Here is a 17450-nt window from a genome sequence, read left to right as displayed (position 1 = left end):
ATCTTCACCTCACGTCCTATTGTTCAATAAAATCGGCAGGACGAGCCTGCCGATCGCATCAGTTACTATGTTTGGCTTTAATTTGACCAGAAATCGTTTCGACGGCTTGTTTCATCGCTTGCTCTGGTTTCGCTTTACCAGTTGCAACAGTTTGAAGCGCCGCGTCGACTGGTTGCCATACTTCATTCATTTCTGGAATGTTCGGTGTCAACTCAGCAAACTGAGATTGTTCCGCCACCGCTTGCGCGACTTCACTCTCTGTGACAGCCGGGTCACTCGCGAGCGATTTGACAGCTGGAACTTCTTGCGTCACTTCGAAACGAGTCCGTGAGTTTTCTTCATCTCCAAGGAACTTCACAAGTTTCTCTGCCATCTCGGCATTTTTACTGTACGAACTAACGTTGTAGCTCTTCACACCGAGGAACGAACTCATGTTGTCACCGTTCGCCAACTCAGGCAATTTGACGACACCGTAGTCGATCCCTGCTTTTTTGAACGGTTCGACGTTCCATGGTCCTGAGATGATGGCAGTCGCTTTTCCTTCAGTGAACAGTGATTCCAAGACGTTAATCCCTTGCTCACCAATAATCCCAGCTGGGAACAGCTTGTCTTGATAGAATTTTTGGATGAGTGTAACTCCTTCAATCGCACCTTTGTTCGCTAATCCGATATCCGATGTGTCGTAGTTTCCAGCGTCATCCTGTCCGAAAATATAACCGCCTGAACCACTCATCACACTTTGTGCGTAATAAATTTGATCAAACAGCGCTAAGAATCCGAATTGCTTCCCGTCTGTCACTTCTTTCGAATAGTCGTACCATTCGTCAAGCGACTGTGGGAGATCCGCTTCATCGATTAATGCCTTGTTATAATAGAGAACCGTCGATTCAACAGCTTTTGGCACACCGTACACTTTGCCATCCACAATTTGCGATTGAATGGCGACGTCTGTGTAAATCGATTGTTCTTCAGGTGTCAATGCAATCTCTTTAATAAGTCCCTCTGTCACCGCTGTCCCGATTTGGTCCCCAGGCATCGTCAACACGTCAGGGCCTGTCCCAGCCGGACCGTCCAAACGCAAGTCTTCGATTTGTTGTGCGTACGTCTTCTCGATGACTTTTACTTTGACGTCGTTTTCTTTTTCAAATCGTGCAACGGCTTCTTTGATCCCTTCGCCTTTTTCAACATCCTCCCAAACGATCAACTCGTTCGAGCTCGCTTCCGTTGATTCCCCCGATGTCTCTTCTCCTGGCCCACAAGCGGCAAGGATTGAACTCATAAGGAGTCCTCCTGCTAACAATGTATATCTGCTTGTCGATTTCATAAACCGTTCCTCCCGAAACTGTGATTGTAAGCGCTTTTACAAATTCAATATAGCACCATTAGTAAAAATAGTAAATAAATTTTAGTAAATTTTTAACTTTTTATTTACCTCTCGTTTTTGTATGGTTAAAGTATCCCGTATTGTACAGGCTGACAGATGCGGTATCTTATAACTAAGGAGCGTGATGAGAAATGGATATAACCAAGCAGCAAACGGATGGTGTGACCGCGTTCACCCTCAATCACCCGAATGGCCTATCATTGCGAATGCTCGACCGAGGAGGCATCCTCACCCACTTGTTCGTCCCAGACCGAACGGGTAACGTCGAAAACGTGCTGTTGACGTATGAGACAACAAACCAATACATGGACGACCCGAACTATATGGGTGCGCTGATCGGCCGCGTCGCCGGTCGGGTGCGACAAGCTCGCTATAAGACTGGTGATTCGGTCCACCATCTCGAGTCGGACACGCCCGATCAACTGCACGGCGGACCGGGTGGATTGCATCAAGTTTCATTCGATGTCGAACCGTTCGAAGAGAACGAAGACGTCGGCTTACGACTGACGACAAAGTTATCGAACGAGAGCGGACATGTCGGGACTGTCGACGTGATGATCGAGTATCGCTTGACCGCATCGAACGAGTTCATCATTCGGTACGATGCAGAAGTAAGTGAACGGACACCACTCACACTGACAAATCACGCCTATTTCAATTTAAGTGGAGACGCGAAAGAAACGATTCATAATCATCACTTGGCGCTGCAAGCCTCTTCCTTCATCGAACTCGATCCGGATTTGTTGCCGACCGGACGAATGTGCGACGTCAATGACACACCTTACGATTTCCGGGACGGAAAACCGATCGCTAGCGCGCTATCTGACGAAACAGAGCAACAGCGATTCGCACTTGGTGGCATCGACCATTACTTCTTACTGGACTCAACACAGCACGATCACGTCACATTGATTCATCCCGAAAGTGGCCGACGGCTTCGCGTGACGACGACCTATCCAGGCCTCGTCGTCTACACTGGAAACGCGCTCACGAGCGACACCGTGTTAGAGGCTGGACAAAATGGGGCCCACATGGGAATTTGTTTCGAAACCCAACATCCTGCCGCTTCGCTCGAAATGGGAGAACTCCCTTCAATCTGGTGCGAACCAGGTCAACACTACGAGCATGAAACTGTGTATCGATTTGACAACATATAAAAAAAGACGAACCGAATCGCGACAGGCGATCCGGTTCGTCAACAACCTGAAAACCGCCGATTCGGCGGCGGTTTTCTTATGTCGTCTACTTATTGTGCTGTTTCTTGGGCCGGTTGACACGCTTTAATAAATCGTCTCAGTCCGGCGTCACCTGTCGCTGTCAGTTTAAAGACACCGCAATCCTCTAATCCACGTACAAACTTATGCCCGACCGCTTCATAAACAAACGCTCGTGCATCTTCCTTCCCGTCATACCGGTCACGGAGCTCTTCCGCCCACGCCTGATGCATCGGGACGACCGTGGCGCTACCTGTCTCGACGAAGGAAATGACGGCCTCTAACTCCTCTTTTAAACGAGCCGGCAAGACCGCAAGTCCCATCACTTCGATCAACCCGATATTCTCTCGTTTGATATGATGGATGTCTGCGTGAGGATGGAAAATCCCTAGCGGATGCTCATCTGTCGTCCGGTTGTTTCGAAGGACGAGATCGAGTTCATACACCTCATCTCGCATTCGCGCGATCGGTGTGACCGTGTTATGCGGAGCGTCCGTCTCGGCTAAAATATCGTTTTCCTGATCCGAGTAACCGCGCCACGTCTCCAAAATGTGCGTCGCACAAGCGACAAGGTCTGCTTGAACTTTCCCTTTCAAGCGAATGACCGACAGTGGCCATTGAAGCGAGGCGCCCGTAATTGATGGGTACTCTTCGAACACGAACGTCTCACGCTCTTTCGCATCGGCCATCGTAAACGTATACTGTCCACCTTGATAGTGATCGTGGGACAAAATCGAGCCCCCGACAATCGGTAAATCCGCATTCGACCCTGCAAAGTAGTGCGGGAATTTCCCGACAAAATCAAGCAGGCGCGTGAACGTCCCACGGTCGATCACCATGTCTCGGTGCTCTTCTGACAACAAGATGCAATGCTCGTTATAGTAGACGTAAGGCGAGTACTGCAAATACCAGTTTTCCCCGCCGAGTTCGAGCGGGACGATCCGATGGTTCGTCCGCGCCGGATGATCTAACCGACCGGCATATCCTTCATTTTCCACACAGAGAAGACACGTCGGATAGCCCGCTCCCGATGCGCCGCTTTGTTTTTGACGGGCAATTTCTTTCGGGTCTTTTTCAGGTTTTGACATATTGATCGTCATATCAATCGCACCGTATGCCGTCTCGACTTTGTACGAAATGTTCTTTTTAATTCGTTCCGTTTGGATGTAGTTCGAGTTCTCTGAAAGTGTATAAAAATAGTTAGTCGCCGCTTGCTTATCCTCATTGTATTTTTGATAAAATACCTGCTCGATGACAGATGGGCTCGGGACGAACACGTCCATGAGTCTCGCCCCTAGTATCTCGCGCTCGGCCACGAAATCTTCAATCATTCCCGTCTCAACTGCTCCGTCGATCAGACGATCCAACAGGTGAACGATCGATCCGGATGCCACTTCGTCAGCTGGCGTCTCATTTAACAAATCCAACAAACGATTTCTCGCATAAGTGCGGTCTCGCGATTGAATCAGATCCGCCTCAATCGCTGCCTCGACAAGTCCATTGATCCAGCGGCTCATATCAACACCTCGTCGTAACCGCTCGGGTTCGCTTGATGCCATGCCCAAGCGTCCTCGATGATCCGTGTGACATCCGTGCGGGTCGGTTTCCACCCCAGCACTCGGCGCGCTTTTTCTGAAGACGCGATGAGCGACGCCGGATCACCTGACCGACGTGATTGGACACGCGACGGGATCGCATGACCCGTTACATCACGGGCTACTTGAATCATCTCATGGACCGAGAATCCTTGGTTTGAACCGAGATTGAAGACGTCACTTTCGCCTCCGTCACGTAAATAGTCGAGCGCCAACACATGGGCATCAATCAAATCCTCGACATGAATATAGTCACGGATGCATGTCCCGTCAGCTGTTTCATAATCATCACCGAACACCTTGATTTCCTCACGTTTCCCATTGGCAACTTCTAAGATGAGCGGGATCAGATGGGTCTCCGGACGATGGTCCTCTCCAATGACACCGCCTTGTCGCGCTCCGGCCACATTAAAGTAACGCAGTGCGACAAACCGGATGCCATGTGCGGTTTCGACCCAATGCATCATCTTCTCCATGGCCAACTTCGTCTCTCCATACGTCGATGTCGGGTTCGTCGCGGCCGCTTCCGTGATTGGCATGACAGTCTGGTCTCCATACGTCGCAGCCGTTGAGGAGAACACGAGAGACACCGTCCCGTGCTCCACCATCGCCTCAAGTAAACATTGCGTCCCGTATACATTATTGGCGTAATATTTGAGCGGGTCGGTCATCGATTCCCCAACGAGCGAATTTGCTGCGAAATGGATTACTTGTTCAATCCGCTCCGCCGCAAAGACACGCGCTAAAAACGCTTTGTCTCGGATGTCACCCTGGTAAAAACGAGCTTTTGGATGGATGGCCGCTTCGTGACCCGTCTCCAAATTATCAATCACCACGACATCTCTTCCTTGGTCAACCAATTGATAAACAGCATGGGACCCGATATAACCGGCTCCTCCAACGACTAAAATACTCATCCTACCTCTCCTTTCACTTGCTCAATCACCTCATGGACGCCAGCACCGATCGATGCCACATAAAAGGTTGCTGCATAACCGATTTTACGCGTATACGTTTCCTGGACTTGTTCGATAAACTGTTCGACCGCCTGATCATGTACAAGCGCAATCGCACAACCTCCAAAGCCAGCTCCTGTCATGCGGGCGCCAATTGCGCCGTTTTCCCAGGCTGCCTCGACTAATGTATTCAACTCGATCCCTGTCACTTCATAATCTCGATCGAGTGAGCGATGTGATTCGTTCATCAACTGACCAAAGCGATCGATTTCATTCGCTTTTAAGGCTTCAAGCGCCTCCAAGGTGCGCGCATTTTCAGTTACGGCATGACGGGCCCGGCGATATAGCGTGTCGTCCGTCAACAGGTGTCGATGTGTCTCGAACACGTCTTGATCCAAGTCACACAACGCCGAGATGTTCAGCTCCTGTTGCAAACACGCCAACGCGTGATCACATTCGGCACGCCGTTCGTTATATTTCGAATCGGCAAGTTCTCGCCGTTTGTTCGTATTCATGATGACAATCGACATGCTATTCAAGTTGAGTGGTGCATACTCACATTCAAGCGTGTCACAATCGAGGAGCATCGCGTAATCTTTTCGCCCCATCCCAATCGCAAACTGGTCCATGATCCCGCTGTTTACACCAATATATTCATTTTCAGCACGCTGACCGATTTTAACGAGGTCAAGCGGTGCAAGACCGATCGCATATAACGTATTAAAGGCATAGCCACTCACGAGTTCGATAGAAGCCGAAGAAGAAAGTCCCGCTCCGTTCGGAATGTTACCGTAGTATAAACAGTCGACTCCACTCGTCACGTCATCATGCGACATCAAATAATGTAACATCGCCTTTGGATAATTCGCCCACCCTTCTTCTTCCCGGTAGGTCAGCTGATCGATCGACGTCTCGATAATGCCATCTGCTTCGAAATTCATCGAATAAAAACGGCATGTCCGATCGTTTCGTTTCCGGACGAGCATATACGTGCCAAACGTGATTGCCGCCGGAAACACATGGCCACCATTGTAATCGACGTGCTCGCCAATCAAATTAATTCGGCCAGGCGCAAAAAACTGATGGGTCGCGCCCTCGAGGAACTGTTTCTTAAATTCTACGTGCATGGTCTCTCTCATAGTTGAATCGTCTCCTTTTACTCGGCAATCCTTTTGGACAAGCATTTCTTTGCTCAATCTTCTACTTTCCATTTACACATTTAGCTTAACTTATTTTTACTAAAAAATAAAGTTTTTTTAGTAAAAAAAGACGGTACCCTTTTTCGATAAGCGAAAACGAAAAAAGGGCCGACAACGTCCGCCCTTTCGACTCCTTCTGCTTCATTTTTTTCGCGATAGCGGCTTAACAGCCGGTCCTTCGATGACTTCTCCGTTCGGTTTGAAGCGTGATCCATGACACGGGCAGTCCCATGACCGCTCCGCCTCGTTCCAGCTGACCGTACAGCCCATATGTGTACACGCTGTTCCGACCATCGACACGTTACCGTCCGGATCGCGGTATGCAGCGACATGCTCGCCATCATGGTTGACGATCGCCCCTTCATCGAGTCCGAGATCTCCGACTTGCTTATGTGACGGTTTCAGCTTGCCTTTGACAAACTCTTTCGCCACGTCAGCGTTCGTCTTCATGAAACGGGCGGCGTCCGCGAGCTTCCATTTCGACCGTGTCGGATCGTATAACTCCTCGTAACGATTTTGTCGTTTCGTGATCAGGTCGGTGATCAGACACGCCGCAACAATCCCTTGGCTCATTCCCCATTTTGAAAACCCGGTCGCGACGTATACGTGTGGGGTGTCTGCCGTCATTCGACCGATATACGGTACTTTGTCGAGCGTAATCAAATCTTGAGCCGACCAGTGATAGCTGAACGTCTCGGCACCGAAATGACGCATGCCGAACTCCCCGAGCGCTTCATAGCAGGCCACCGTCTCTTGCTTATGCCCCGTCACATGGTTCTTGCCCCCGAACATGGCCATCTTCTTCCCATTCTCGAGTTTGACGTGCCGGATCGAACGGCTCGGCTTGTCGACGCTGATAAACATCCCTTCCGGAAATTCGTCAACCTCGGCTGAGACGACATAGGACCGCTCGACTTCCATCTTCGCAAAATAAAGCCCTTTGAAGTCGTTGAACGGAAAATGGGTCGCGACGACGACGTCTTGCGCCTCGATCGCATGACCCGTGTTCGTCTCAAGCCGATTGGGCGTCCCGTACTCGATCCCGGTCACGCGTGTCATCTCATGGAGCGTCCCACCGAGTTCACGGAACCGCTTCATCAGACCTTGTAAGTATTTGACCGGGTGAAACTGGAGTTGGTCACGCATGACAGTCGCCTTTTTGACGGCGTATGGCAACAGCCTATTCACCTCACTCGTGGCGTCACCGCCATCGATGCCTAGCTGATGATAAGCCGCCTCTTCTTCCTCGAGCAGTGTCGCCGAACTTGAAGAAGAAAGCGTGTACAGATAGGCGTACTGACGCTCGAGGTCACAGTCGATGTTTAACGTCTCGACTTGCTTTTCAAGAAAACGAAGTGCTTCCATATTTGCTTCGTAGTAAAGACGAGCCTTCGCTTCCCCTATGGATTTGACTAATTCGGTATAGACGATTCCATGTTGAGCCGATACTTTGGCTGTCGTATAGCCGGTCGTACCTGTTGCGAAGCGGGCCGCCTCGACTAAAACGACTTGTTTCCCTCGCTCGGCTAACTGTAACGCCGTCTGTACCCCGACGATGCCCGCTCCGACGACGACGACCTCGGTCGTCACATCGTGGTCGAGCGGCCTCACCGTCTCGTCAGACGCGGCGTCACGCCAAAATGATGTTGGAAAATCACGTAACATATGTGTCCCTCCTTCAATTCGATCCCTCGTTTGAATGCATGGTTGACTTACCCTTCATCTGGAAAAAGAAAACAAAAAAGAGGCTTCACGTTAAGCCTCTTCGTCATTCGGGATGACAATCTCATCGAATTGTTGATCACGACAGAGGTTGATCGCCTGCATCGCGAGCTGATAATCCGACTCTGGTAAGGTGATCAGCTCGGTCGGGAGCACCCATTCTTTATTGTTATACAAATGGATAACCAGTTTGACGAGCACGAGCACCGGCTTTTCAAACGTGTTGTCATCGATAATCGTCGAGGTGCGGATTTTTCCTGCCTCTAAATCAATGTACGGGAGCAGCAGCTCGCGCACACATTCGTTACCAGCAATGACGTACAACGCGGAAAAGTATTCTTCCCCGACGTTCCCTGGGTCTGTCAATCGTTGCGACAATTGCTTAAAGACGTTGTAATGCGCAGTGGATAAAAAATCGATGCTTTTCATGACGTGTCCCCTCTTATACCTCTGTCTTTTTCAGTTTATCTATTATTAATTCCACGGTTTACCAAAACATAATCCTATTTAGTGATTTCATCCGGTTCTACTTTCCAATCCGTCACTTCTTTTTCAATTATTCGACGCAACGAAACGATGGTTTAGACGATTCAGATACGCCGGAGCGAGATGGCTTTCCTCATATGTTGCAGGGCCGTACGTCCTTCTTCCCCGCGCCGCATCATGACGACGGTGAACAATGCGTCGATCAGACTGAGCTCGGCGATTCGTGAGGCGAGCGCCTCGGAGCGGAACTCGGTCTCTTGTGACACGGTGTAGAGCGCGATGTCGCAAAGCTTCGAAAGAGGTGATTTCGCATAGTTTGTGATCGCAATCGTCGGCACGCCGTGTTCATTCAATACTTTCGCCACGTCGATCGTATCTTTCGAGGCCCCTGAGTGCGAGATCAGAACAGCGGCGTCGTCTGCGGTCAATTGAGACGCTGACATGAGTTGCATATGTGACTCCAAGTTCGCCGTGACATACAGGCCGCTCCGAACGAACTTATGGTAGGCATCAAGCGCGATAACAGCCGAACCCCCGCTTCCGAAAAACTCGATTCTTCGAGCCGAAAGAAGACGTGTCACCGCTTCATCGAGCGCGGTCGCCTTTAAAATTTGTCGCGTCGCTTCGAGCGTCTTCACATTCGATGTAAAAATTTTCTCGGCGATTTCAATTGGTGTGTCCTCGCTTGAGATATCCTCATGAATGTCCTGGAGCGGCGCGACGACATCGGTAGCGAGCGCGATTTTCAGCGCCTGATACCCTTTGAATCCGACGCGTTGGCAAAAACGAAAGACGGTCGATTCGGCGACATCTAAGTCATCAGCGACTTGATTGATCGTATGGTGAATGATGCGCTCCGGTTGTTTCAAAATATAGTCGGCAATACGTTGTTCTTTCTTGCTCAGTTTCGTGTAGGCACCACGGATGCGGGCCAGGCCGTTCATCGATTCCATGTGTCTCACCCTTTTTCTTTTAACGATACCGTTTCGAATTTTTTTCCGCAATGAGATCCTTTACTTTATGTGTCGAAAACGCTTTTTTATTCCTCATTAACATAGTAATCTCACCTCTGACAGCATGAAGATTCGCACTTCACAATTAAAAAAGAATAAAATTCCGTAAATTATATTGAAAATCGAATTTAATTTGATATTATAGTGGGGAGATAGAAAAAAATTCGATTTAGAGGTGACAATATGGAAATTGGTTTGATTGGTTTAGGTAAGATGGGATACAATTTGGCCCTCAACTTGAGTGACCATGGACATACAGTCGTCGGGACGGACGTCGGGGACGTCACATCGGACGCGTTCACCATCGTGCCGACGCTCGAAGATGTCGTGAACAAGCTGTCGACGCCACGCGTCATCTGGGCGATGGTCCCTGCCGGCGACGTCACGGAAGCGGTACTCGCTGAACTATATGAGCGCCTCGAACCCGGCGACATCGTAATTGACGGCGGCAACTCGAACTACAAACTCTCGGTCGCACGCGCCGAACAGTTCGCCGAGAAGGACATCAAGTTCTTCGACTGCGGAACGAGCGGTGGCACGGACGGGGCGCGGAACGGGGCCTGTACGATGGTCGGGGGTGACGCAGACGCGTGGCCGACAATCGAACCAATCTTCAAAGACTTGTCTGTCGAGAACGGCTACCTGTACACGGGTCCTGCCGGAAGCGGTCACTTCTTAAAGATGATTCATAACGGGATCGAGTATGGGATGATGCAGGCGATTGCGGAAGGGTTCGACATTTTGGAGAAGAGCCCGTTCGATTACGACTATGAACAAGTCGCACGCGTCTGGAATCACGGGTCGGTCGTACGTTCTTGGCTCATGGAACTCACAGAGAATGCCTTCAAGAAAGATGCGAAGCTCGATGAGATTCGCGGGGTCATGCATTCATCCGGTGAAGGTAAATGGACGATTGAGACGGCGCTCGACCTTCAAGCCGCGGCACCGGTCATCGCCCTGTCGCTCATGATGCGCTATCGTTCACTCGAAGACGACACGTTCTCAGGAAAAGTCGTCGCCGCGCTCCGCAACGAGTTCGGTGGGCACGCGGTCGTCAAGAAGTAACATCTGTGGAAAAGGTCACGGGGACATGACCTTTTCCTTTGCTAGGAACTGTAAACGGTTACATATTTGGAATTTAGGGGGAATACTCAATGTCTGGCTCAACACTTATCTTGATCGCCTTAGCCGGGATCTTCTTACTCTTATTTTTAGTCATTCGCACAAAGCTTCACGCATTCGTTTCGTTGTTACTTGTCAGTTTAATTGTTGGAGTCGCAGCCGGCATGCCACTCGGGGATGTCATTGCCTCCATCCAAAACGGGATGGGCGGAACGCTCGGCTTCGTCGCCGTCGTCGTCGGTCTTGGCGCGATGTTCGGGAAAATGCTTGAAGTATCAGGTGGCGCGGAACGTCTTGCCCAGACACTCGTCAGCAAGTTCGGGGAAGACAAGGCACAATGGGCGCTCGGGATTACCGGATTCATCGTCGCCGTCCCGGTCTTCTTCGATGTCGGTTTTATCATTCTCGTTCCAATCGTATACGGTCTCGCCAAAAAGACGGGACGTTCGCTTCTGTACTATGGGATTCCGCTCCTTGCGGGTCTCGCGGTCACACACAGCTTCATCCCACCGACACCTGGTCCGATCGCTGTTGCGAACTTGATCGGTGCCGACCTCGGTTGGGTCATCTTGTTCGGTGTCCTCGCTGGGATTCCGGCCATGATTTTAGCCGGTCCGGTTTTTGGGAAGTATATTGCTAAGAAGATTCATGTGACGATTCCGGATTACATGGAGTTTGAAGAAATCGACACATCGAAAGAACTGCCGAGCTTCAAAATGATCTTGTCACTCATCTTGATTCCGCTCGTGTTGATTTTGGCGAACACGCTCTCGGCGGTTCTCTTGGATGAAGGTAACGCCGTCCGTGATTTCTTGACGTTCCTCGGACACCCGTTTGTCGCTTTGACGATCGCGACGCTCCTCACATTCGTCTTCCTCGGGACACGCCGTGGGTATTCACGTGACGAAGTACAAGAGATCGCAACGAAAGCACTCGAACCAGCCGGAATCATCATCCTCGTCACAGGAGCCGGTGGAGTGTTCAAGCAAGTCCTCATCGACTCAGGTGTCGGTGACGTCCTCGGTGAAATGATGGCCGGCTCACCACTTCCGGCAATCGTCCTCGCCTTCTTGATCGCGACGGTCGTCCGTGTCGCCCAAGGGTCGGCAACGGTCTCGATGGTCACGGCAGCCGGACTCATCACACCGCTACTTGAAATCCAAAACATCACAGGCGCGGCACTCGGTTTGATCGTCATCGCCATCGCCTCAGGGGCGACCGTCCTCTCACACGTCAACGATTCAGGTTTCTGGCTCGTCAACCGTTACTTCGGTCTTGACGTGAAAGACACGCTCAAGTCATGGACAATCATGGAAACGATTATCGGACTCACCGGCTTCGCTGTCGTGTTCTTGATTAGCCTGTTCATTATCTAAGTTAGGAAGTGATTGTGTGTTTACGATTGGGGTCGATATCGGGACGACGAGTACGAAAGCCGTCCTGTTCAACGGTCATCAACAACTGGCGGTACATAACGTGTTGTATCCGCTTCTCACGCCCGATACGGAGACGGCCGAGCAAGACCCGGTCGTCATCTACGGGGCCGTGCTTGAAGCCGTCTCGGCGGTCCGTGCCAAAGCGGACGGTCCGATTCGCTTCGCATCGTTCAGCTCGGCGATGCATAGTTTGATTGCGCTCGATGCGGCAGGACGTCCGCTCACGAACAGCATCACGTGGGCCGACAGTCGGGCGAATCCGTATACGCAAGAAATCAAACGCAACTTTGATGCGAGCGCCCTCCATATGCGTACCGGCACCCCGGTTCATCCGATGGCACCGCTGTCCAAATTGCGCTGGTTGAAAGCGGAGTACCCTGACGTCTTTACCCGGACGGACAAGTTCGTCTCCATCAAAGAATATGTCTTCTATCGGTTGACGGGACGCTTCGTCGTCGACCATTCCATCGCTTCAGCGACAGGACTGTTCAATCTGAAACAACGAGATTGGGACACGGAATCACTTGAAGTCGCTGGTGTGACTTCAGATCGCTTGTCTGAACTCGTCCCGACAACCGAAATCTTGCAGGTGACGCCTGAGGTGACCGAGACGCTTGGCTGGGACTTCCCACTCGTCATCGGGGCAAGCGACGGCGTGCTCTCGAACCTCGGGGTCGGTGCCTTCGAACAAGGGGTCGTCGCCGTAACCATCGGGACGAGCGGCGCCATCCGGACGGTCGTCTCGGAACCGGTCGAAGATCCAAAAGGTCGCATCTTCTGTTATGCACTGACGGACAAGCATTGGGTGATCGGTGGACCGGTCAATAACGGCGGCATCATCCTCCGCTGGCTTCGTGACGAGTTCGCTGCAAGTGAGGTCGAGACGGCGAAACGACTCGGGATCGACGCGTACGATGTGTTGACACGAATCGCCGAGACGGTCAAACCGGGTGCCGACGGACTGTTGTTCCATCCGTATTTGATGGGTGAACGGGCTCCGCTCTGGGATTCAAACGCCCGCGGTTCATTCTTCGGGCTCAGCATTCACCATAAGCGCGAACATTTCATCCGTGCCGTATTGGAAGGAGTCATCTTTAACCTCTATACGGTCATGCTCGCACTCGATGAGTTGACGGGCGCCCCGAACCGCATCCATGCGACGGGGGGCTTTGCCCAGTCGAGCCTCTGGCGTCAGATGATGGCAGACATCTTTGATACACCGGTCGTCGTGCCGGAGAGTCATGAGAGTTCATGTCTCGGGGCTGTCATGCTCGGGGAATACGCTTTCGGGGACATCGAGGAGTTCCAAGAGGTACCACAAGTGACCCATGAGCATACTCCGGACATGGAAGCGACGAATGTGTATCGCGAACTTTTGCCGATCTACATCCGCCTGTCACGTCACCTATCTGAGGAATATGAAGCAATTTCTGCGTTTCAGCGGAAGCACGTATAATGACAAACCGAGTCCCTGAAGGGCTCGGTCTTTTTGATTTATGACAGGATTTTTCGTGATATACATGGAAAGTAAGGACGAAGTCAAACAATCATCGTATCGAAGAAGGGATTGATTAAATGGCGATCGCAATCGGATATCTCATCGCAGGTTTAGGTGCATTCGTGGCGTATTGGTTCAGTACAGGCGAAGCACGAAACACAAAATTGAAAATATGGGGAATCGCTCTTATGATTCCTATCTCCCCTGCCTTAGCGTTTTCGATCGGACTCTCGTACGCCATCAGTGTACAGAACGGATGGGCCGCACTCATCATGTGGTTTATTTTCCCTGTGATTTTCTTAAGTGGTCTGGCGTTGTTATTGGTCGGTCTATTCAAAAAAGATAAGAAGATGGTGTGAGTGATATGACGATTATGCTCACGACAACCCGCTGCCTCATCCGCCCATTCGAACGCCAAGACATCGAATCATTCATGATTTACCGAAATGACTTGGATTGGATGAAAGATCAGTCATTCAAAGGACTCAGCTTTGCAGAATATGAGAACGCCCTACTCGGCGAATCCTCGCTTCAACACGGCACACAACTCGCCATCATCGACCAAATGACCGAAGAATTGATTGGGGATGTGTATATCCAGCAAGAAGATTCGACCTATTGGATTGGTTACACGATTACACCCACCCGCGCTCGTCAAGGCTATGCATTTGAAGTGATGTCGGGATTGATTCGTCACTTGGAAGACCAAGGAGCAGAAGCGTTCAAAGCCGGTGTGCATGGGACGAACACGGCATCGATCGCGCTATTGAAGAAATTGAATTTCACCTTTTTCGAGACAGAACTTGACGAACAGATTTATCGTCTCGATGTCTCCAACATATGATAAAGTATGTATCACATGTCGCTTGGTTTTGATTTGAGGGAGTTTTGAATGGAATGATGAAACGCGTTCTTTTGCTCATGTCGATCTTTCTACTGATTGGGTCTTTGTCACAGGCTGCGATTCCGGAGCCGATGGCCTATAACGACCCGAGTCTCATCTATTTGACGCTCGATGATGGACCGAACTGGAAAACGGGAAAGCTACTCGATGTCTTGAAGAAACATCAAGTGAAGGCAACCTTCTTCATCCTCGGAAAGAACATCGAAGGAAATGAGCATCTGCTTCACCGCATCATTGCGGAAGGTCATTTGATTGCCTTACACGGGATGCGACACGACCGGGATGAATTTTATGAAACACCGTTGACGGCCGTGCGTCAGATGCAGGAAGTACAAGCACTTATCTATGAAGTGACCGGCATTCATACGAACATGGCCCGCACCATTTATGGGAGCGACGCCGGCATGTCACCCGCACACTGGCAGGCGATGACCGATGCCGGTTTTGAGATTTGGGACTGGAACGTCGGTAGTCTCGACCATGTGTATAAGAAAGACAATGCCCGTGTCGAGCAACGTGTGTTCGACCGACTCGAAGCGAATCGCGCCGCCAATATTGCTTCGATTATTTTAGCGCACGATCACTCGATGACGCCGAAAGCACTCGATACAATCATTCGTTATGCGAAAGAACGAGATTATGAATTCCGTACGTTAGAGAGTGTCCAACCGGTTCACAACTTTTCTGATGTATGGGAACCGCATTTAAGCGAACGAGCGACCCCATGACTGCAGATCATCTTAATGGTCTGCAGTTTTTATACAATGAGATGAATTATAAAAAATCGAGCCCTTATGTGGACTCGATGCTCACTTATCGTTCATATGTCACCATCACAAATTGACCGGAGGCATGGTGACTCGTCAGTCGAAGTTTCGTCTCTTTCGTGCCTTCTGGGAAGAGAGGAATCCCTTCTCCTAACACGACCGGCGCAATCGCAATCTCATAGCGGTCAATCAAGTCATGCTCCATCGCGGCTTTGATGACTTCCCCACCACCGATAAGCCAAATATCTTGATCAACTTCTTGCTTCAACCGATTGACGAGTTCTTTTATCGGTTCGTCCGTGAATGTGACATGTTCGGCCTCACGGTCAGCCTGACGTGTCAAAATGTAGTTCGGGATGTCTTTGTATGGATACATTCCCTCTTCTAACTTCAACACTTCCTCGTACGTCTTCCGTCCCATGATGACAGCACCAACGGTCTTGAAAAAATCAGCATAGCCGTTGTCCCCGTCCCCCTCTACCGCGAACAACCAATCGAGTTGGTCGTTCGACCGGGCAATCTTTCCGTCTAAACTCATCGCAATATACAACACTGCATTCGGCATCATGTATTCCTCCTTGATTCGTGATATATTCAGCTTAATCAATAAACACGACAAAAGATGACGGGAATGATTTAAATGAAAAAAAGACATTTACAATTGATTCGGCTACTCAATCATGGGCGACGCTTCACGGCGGAAGAACTGGCCCAAGAAACTGGTGCCTCTATCCGAACGATTCAACGGGATATGCTATCGCTCGAAGAACTCGGTTATCCGATTTGGAGTGTGCCTGGAACCGGGGGCGGCTATGAAATGTTACCGAACCGCTTGTTACCACCGCTCCACCTACGCGAACAAGAAGCCGTCGCCCTCTACCTCACGCTCAAATGGATGGAACACATCCCGGACGTGCCATTTGGGGATATACGAAGTACATTGTCAAACTGGTACGTGAACGAGTTGCCGCACGACCTCGCAGAGAAGATTCGTCGATTGGAGCAAAACATCCTGTGGCTCGGGAACAAACAAATTCCCAAAGCGCCGTTCACGAAAGAAATCTATCAGGCGGTCGAACGTCGAAACAAGATGAAGATGACCTATCGGACGACGAACGGGCAACGCACGTTCACCGTCGCTCCGGTCGGTATGGCACTCCTTGACATGAAGTGGTATGTCTTCGGGCTGTCTGAACTGGGACTTCGTCAATATCGAATCGATCGGATTGAAGCAATCAAATTGCTGGATGAAACGTTTGAGTGCGAGGATTTGGTGACCTTGCTTCAGGCAAGTGATGAACGAGTCGGTGTGACCGTTCAACTCGAGCTGACGTCACTCGGTCGTCGTTTACTTGAAGATGTATTACCCGATATTGAAGATAAGAATGAATGGGACGTACCCGAGGAAGAACTTCCATTTTTGTCGAGGCAGCTGTTGAAAGCTGGCGCCGAAGTGGAGGTCAAGGCGCCGAGAGTATTGCGGGAGATGATGAAAGAGCATGTGGAACGTCTTGTAGCACTATACGTATGAAGACTGAAAAGGCTCAACCCATGCGGTTGAGCCCGATTTCAATTCGCTTCATCCATTTCCTTATGAATGCGTAGCAATTCGTTTTTGTATAAATCAGAGCGACCTCCAAAAATCGCTTGAATGTTATTTTTCACTTTGACGACTCCAGCTGCTCCGAGTGCTTTTAGTTCATCCTCATTGATTTGAGAAACATCACTTACTTCAACACGAAGTCGTGTGAAGCATGCATCGATATCACGGATGTTCTCTCGTCCCCCAAGTGCCTCTTCAATCGCAAGTGCTGTTGTTTGAATCGCTGATTGACCTGACTTTTTATCATTGTAGTCTTTACGCGTAAACAGTTTCGCTTCTTGTCCGCCACGCCCTGGTGTTGCCAAATTCCACTTCTTGATAGCGAAAGTAAAGATACTATAGTAAACGATGAAGAAACCAATGCCGACGACGACATTCATCCACCAGCGTGGTGTTCCTGGTAAGACGTTCACTAAAATATAGTCAATCAACCCTGATCCTCCAGCCCAACCGATATGTGTGTCGAGCGCATACATGAGCGCAAAGGAAATCCCCGTCAACACACTATGGATGACATAAAGGATAGGTGCCACGAATAAGAGAGTGAATTC

Annotated in this window: 17 protein-coding genes; 8 read left to right on the top strand and 9 right to left on the bottom strand. The window is 50.3% G+C overall.

The annotated features are described in order from the left end of the window. Positions 1–58: 58 nt before the first annotated feature. Positions 59–1324, bottom strand: coding sequence for a sugar ABC transporter substrate-binding protein (locus IRJ25_RS01805; RefSeq protein ID WP_078147591.1), 1266 nt, complete (start codon positions 1322–1324; stop codon positions 59–61). Between the two features lie 191 nt (positions 1325–1515). Between IRJ25_RS01805 and IRJ25_RS01800 the strand changes: the two genes are divergently transcribed. Then, a complete protein-coding gene (locus tag IRJ25_RS01800) occupies positions 1516–2541 on the top strand; it encodes an aldose epimerase family protein (RefSeq protein ID WP_269317635.1) in 1026 nt (341 codons plus the stop codon). Positions 2542–2630: 89 nt separating this feature from the next. Here IRJ25_RS01800 and IRJ25_RS01795 read toward each other — a convergent pair whose 3' ends face one another. From IRJ25_RS01795 to IRJ25_RS01770, 6 genes are all read right to left on the bottom strand, one after another. Next, entirely contained in the window at positions 2631–4115 is a 1485-nt protein-coding gene (locus IRJ25_RS01795; RefSeq protein WP_269317634.1) for a UDP-glucose--hexose-1-phosphate uridylyltransferase, read from the bottom strand. Next, positions 4112–5110 carry a UDP-glucose 4-epimerase GalE gene (galE, locus tag IRJ25_RS01790; RefSeq protein ID WP_078147594.1) on the bottom strand — a complete coding sequence of 333 codons (999 nt, stop codon included), beginning with the start codon at positions 5108–5110 and terminating at the stop codon, positions 4112–4114. The genes IRJ25_RS01795 and galE overlap by 4 nt, the downstream gene beginning before the upstream one ends. After that, positions 5107–6288: a galactokinase gene (locus IRJ25_RS01785; RefSeq protein ID WP_269317633.1), complete on the bottom strand. Its 1182-nt coding sequence runs from the start codon at positions 6286–6288 to the stop codon at positions 5107–5109. Before IRJ25_RS01785 ends, galE begins: the two co-directional genes overlap by 4 nt. Positions 6289–6489: 201 nt before the next feature. Next, the gene (locus IRJ25_RS01780; RefSeq protein WP_269317632.1) at positions 6490–8013 is read right to left on the bottom strand and encodes an FAD-dependent oxidoreductase; all 1524 of its coding nucleotides are present in this window, start codon (positions 8011–8013) and stop codon (positions 6490–6492) included. Between the two features lie 90 nt (positions 8014–8103). Beyond that, a complete protein-coding gene (locus IRJ25_RS01775) occupies positions 8104–8499 on the bottom strand; it encodes a hypothetical protein (protein ID WP_078147597.1) in 396 nt (131 codons plus the stop codon). A 161-nt stretch (positions 8500–8660) separates the two neighbouring features. Next, the gene (locus tag IRJ25_RS01770; RefSeq protein WP_078147598.1) at positions 8661–9509 is read right to left on the bottom strand and encodes a MurR/RpiR family transcriptional regulator; all 849 of its coding nucleotides are present in this window, start codon (positions 9507–9509) and stop codon (positions 8661–8663) included. A gap of 243 nt (positions 9510–9752) precedes the next feature. Between IRJ25_RS01770 and gnd the strand changes: the two genes are divergently transcribed. The 6 genes from gnd (at position 9753) to IRJ25_RS01740 (ending at position 15257) form a co-directional block, all read left to right on the top strand. Next, on the top strand, positions 9753–10634 hold the full coding sequence (gene gnd, locus IRJ25_RS01765; RefSeq protein ID WP_269317631.1) for a phosphogluconate dehydrogenase (NAD(+)-dependent, decarboxylating): 882 nt from the start codon (positions 9753–9755) through the stop codon (positions 10632–10634). Positions 10635–10723: 89 nt separating this feature from the next. After that, positions 10724–12067, top strand: a complete 1344-nt coding sequence (locus IRJ25_RS01760; RefSeq protein WP_074036021.1) for a GntT/GntP/DsdX family permease — start codon at positions 10724–10726, stop codon at positions 12065–12067. 16 nt (positions 12068–12083) lie between these two features. After that, positions 12084–13583: a gluconokinase gene (gene gntK, locus IRJ25_RS01755; protein ID WP_078147601.1), complete on the top strand. Its 1500-nt coding sequence runs from the start codon at positions 12084–12086 to the stop codon at positions 13581–13583. Between the two features lie 119 nt (positions 13584–13702). Further along, positions 13703–13984, top strand: a complete 282-nt coding sequence (locus tag IRJ25_RS01750) for a hypothetical protein (RefSeq protein WP_078147602.1) — start codon at positions 13703–13705, stop codon at positions 13982–13984. Positions 13985–13989: 5 nt separating this feature from the next. After that, complete coding sequence (locus IRJ25_RS01745) at positions 13990–14469, top strand: GNAT family N-acetyltransferase (RefSeq protein WP_269317630.1); 480 nt, start codon at positions 13990–13992, stop codon at positions 14467–14469. 53 nt (positions 14470–14522) lie between these two features. Continuing rightward, positions 14523–15257 carry a polysaccharide deacetylase family protein gene (locus IRJ25_RS01740; RefSeq protein ID WP_078147604.1) on the top strand — a complete coding sequence of 245 codons (735 nt, stop codon included), beginning with the start codon at positions 14523–14525 and terminating at the stop codon, positions 15255–15257. A gap of 85 nt (positions 15258–15342) precedes the next feature. Here IRJ25_RS01740 and IRJ25_RS01735 read toward each other — a convergent pair whose 3' ends face one another. Next, positions 15343–15861: a dihydrofolate reductase family protein gene (locus tag IRJ25_RS01735; protein ID WP_269317629.1), complete on the bottom strand. Its 519-nt coding sequence runs from the start codon at positions 15859–15861 to the stop codon at positions 15343–15345. 75 nt (positions 15862–15936) lie between these two features. On the opposite strand from IRJ25_RS01735, the gene IRJ25_RS01730 reads away from it, so the two are divergent. Next, positions 15937–16827: a helix-turn-helix transcriptional regulator gene (locus IRJ25_RS01730; RefSeq protein WP_269317628.1), complete on the top strand. Its 891-nt coding sequence runs from the start codon at positions 15937–15939 to the stop codon at positions 16825–16827. Positions 16828–16865: 38 nt separating this feature from the next. On the opposite strand, the gene IRJ25_RS15190 is transcribed toward IRJ25_RS01730, so the two are convergent. Beyond that, complete coding sequence (locus tag IRJ25_RS15190; RefSeq protein WP_331283390.1) at positions 16866–17279, bottom strand: glucose PTS transporter subunit EIIB; 414 nt, start codon at positions 17277–17279, stop codon at positions 16866–16868. Positions 17280–17450: the final 171 nt, after the last annotated feature.

Source organism: Exiguobacterium sp. KJ 601 (genome assembly GCF_027161185.1).
Lineage (GTDB): Bacteria > Bacillota > Bacilli > Exiguobacteriales > Exiguobacteriaceae > Exiguobacterium > Exiguobacterium profundum.
Note: the sequence above shows the minus strand (reverse complement) of the source record. Positions and strands in the feature narration are given on the sequence as shown.

Excerpts from the sequence above, each read along its gene's own strand:
- IRJ25_RS01785 (WP_269317633.1), bottom strand. The coding sequence starts at position 6,288 with ATGAGAGAGACCATGCACGTAGAATTTAAGAAACAGTTCCTCGAGGGC.
- IRJ25_RS01735 (WP_269317629.1), bottom strand. The coding sequence starts at position 15,861 with ATGCCGAATGCAGTGTTGTATATTGCGATGAGTTTAGACGGAAAGATT.
- IRJ25_RS01795 (WP_269317634.1), bottom strand. The coding sequence starts at position 4,115 with ATGAGCCGCTGGATCAATGGACTTGTCGAGGCAGCGATTGAGGCGGAT.
- IRJ25_RS01745 (WP_269317630.1), top strand. The coding sequence starts at position 13,990 with ATGACGATTATGCTCACGACAACCCGCTGCCTCATCCGCCCATTCGAA.
- IRJ25_RS01730 (WP_269317628.1), top strand. The coding sequence starts at position 15,937 with ATGAAAAAAAGACATTTACAATTGATTCGGCTACTCAATCATGGGCGA.
- IRJ25_RS01760 (WP_074036021.1), top strand. The coding sequence starts at position 10,724 with ATGTCTGGCTCAACACTTATCTTGATCGCCTTAGCCGGGATCTTCTTA.
- IRJ25_RS01770 (WP_078147598.1), bottom strand. The coding sequence starts at position 9,509 with ATGGAATCGATGAACGGCCTGGCCCGCATCCGTGGTGCCTACACGAAA.
- IRJ25_RS01780 (WP_269317632.1), bottom strand. The coding sequence starts at position 8,013 with ATGTTACGTGATTTTCCAACATCATTTTGGCGTGACGCCGCGTCTGAC.
- IRJ25_RS01800 (WP_269317635.1), top strand. The coding sequence starts at position 1,516 with ATGGATATAACCAAGCAGCAAACGGATGGTGTGACCGCGTTCACCCTC.
- IRJ25_RS01775 (WP_078147597.1), bottom strand. The coding sequence starts at position 8,499 with ATGAAAAGCATCGATTTTTTATCCACTGCGCATTACAACGTCTTTAAG.
- IRJ25_RS15190 (WP_331283390.1), bottom strand. The coding sequence starts at position 17,279 with ATGAATGTCGTCGTCGGCATTGGTTTCTTCATCGTTTACTATAGTATC.
- IRJ25_RS01805 (WP_078147591.1), bottom strand. The coding sequence starts at position 1,324 with ATGAAATCGACAAGCAGATATACATTGTTAGCAGGAGGACTCCTTATG.
- IRJ25_RS01740 (WP_078147604.1), top strand. The coding sequence starts at position 14,523 with ATGATGAAACGCGTTCTTTTGCTCATGTCGATCTTTCTACTGATTGGG.
- galE (WP_078147594.1), bottom strand. The coding sequence starts at position 5,110 with ATGAGTATTTTAGTCGTTGGAGGAGCCGGTTATATCGGGTCCCATGCT.
- IRJ25_RS01750 (WP_078147602.1), top strand. The coding sequence starts at position 13,703 with ATGGCGATCGCAATCGGATATCTCATCGCAGGTTTAGGTGCATTCGTG.
- gnd (WP_269317631.1), top strand. The coding sequence starts at position 9,753 with ATGGAAATTGGTTTGATTGGTTTAGGTAAGATGGGATACAATTTGGCC.